Genomic DNA, 229 nt, shown 5'->3' on the forward strand with positions numbered 1-229 from the left:
AACCTCAACGGCGTGACTGACGGCTTCGTCAATTCCGCCACCCAGGCGACCGGCAACTACACCCAGGTCTATACCGAGAAGGCGACCTTTGACGTCAACTCGACCCAGACGGCGACCGGCGACAACGTCAGCGCCCGCACCAATCTGCACGGCCCCACGACCCACATCCTGAAAGGCGGCGAGGTCACATCTGCGGCCAACGCCAACAGCGCCCTGATCGGCGGCCCCT

The 229-nt window shown here is 64.6% G+C and carries 1 protein-coding gene; it reads left to right on the forward strand.

The window, feature by feature from the left end; translation table 11 throughout:
- On the forward strand, positions 1 to 229 hold a 229-nt coding region (locus ACM0OY_RS40680; RefSeq protein ID WP_414574345.1), incomplete at both ends, for a hypothetical protein.

Origin of the sequence: Nostoc sp. CCY 9925, assembly GCF_963920935.1 — a bacterium.
GTDB lineage: Bacteria > Cyanobacteriota > Cyanobacteriia > Cyanobacteriales > Nostocaceae > Nostoc.